This window comes from Kocuria aegyptia (genome assembly GCF_039530085.1).
GTDB classification, from domain to species: Bacteria; Actinomycetota; Actinomycetes; order Actinomycetales; family Micrococcaceae; genus Kocuria; species Kocuria aegyptia.
In genome coordinates this window covers 1-989 of sequence record NZ_BAAAOA010000049.1, presented here as the reverse complement: position 1 = coordinate 989, position 989 = coordinate 1, and the positions used below count along the sequence as shown (strand labels likewise).

The 989-nt window shown below is 71.1% G+C and carries 1 protein-coding gene; it reads left to right on the top strand.

Features of this window, described 5'->3' with window-relative positions; genetic code table 11:
• Positions 1 to 47 precede the first annotated feature (47 nt).
• Positions 48 to 989: IS481 family transposase (locus ABD220_RS17825; protein ID WP_344124839.1), on the top strand; the 942-nt coding region annotated here is incomplete at its 3' end.

Here is a 989-nt window from a genome sequence, read left to right as displayed (position 1 = left end):
CAGGATGGAAGTTCCTACACCGTCCGTCCGCGCGAGAGAGCCCGTTCATGACCCACGTTAATGCACCCCTGACCCCGACCGGCCGGCTGCGCATGGTGTTGCGCCACCTCGACGAGGGGCTCCCGAAGGCCCACGTGGCCGCCGAGTTCCGCGTCAGCCGGCCCACGGTGTCGACCTGGGTGGCCCGCTACCTCGAGTCCGGCGAAGCCGGGTTGGCCGATCGTCCCTCGACTCCGCGGCGCAGCCCTCAGCGCACCCCGGCGGCGGTCGTGGAGTCGATCGAGGCTTTGCGCCGGGACCGGAAGTGGTCGGCCAGGCGCATCCACCGCCACCTGCTCGGGCTGGGACATCGGCTGCACCTGCGCACCGTGGGCCGGTGGCTGGCCCGCCTGGGCATCTCTCGGCTGCGCGACCTCACTCCGGACGGCGACGACCTGAGACGCTCACGGCAGCGCATTCGGGCTGCCTGGCCCGGGCACATGGTCCACCTGGATGTGAAGAAGGTCGGGCGGATCCCCGACGGCGGCGGCTGGCGGGCCCACGGCCGTGGCAGCGCTGCCGCCAAGCAGTCCAAGCGCGGGCCCGGGGCAAAGGTCGGCTACACCTATCTGCACTCGGCCGTGGACGGCTTCTCGAGGCTGGCCTACACCGAGGCCCTCGAGAACGAGCGGGCCACCACCACGATCGGGTTCTTCTGCCGTGCCCGGGCGTTCTTCGCCGCCCACGGCATCACCCGGCTGCACCGGGTGGTCACCGACAACGGCGCCAACTACCGGGCCAAGGACTTCACCCGGTGCGTGGAAGCTCTCGCCGGCCGGCACCAGCGGATCCGCCCCTACACGCCGCGCCACAACGGCAAGGTCGAGCGGTACAACCGGCTGCTGGCCGACGAGGTCCTCTACGTCCGCCCCTATCCCAGCGAACAGGCCCGACGGGAGGCGATCGGGGTGTGGGTGAACCACTTCAACTACCATCGGCCCCACACCGCC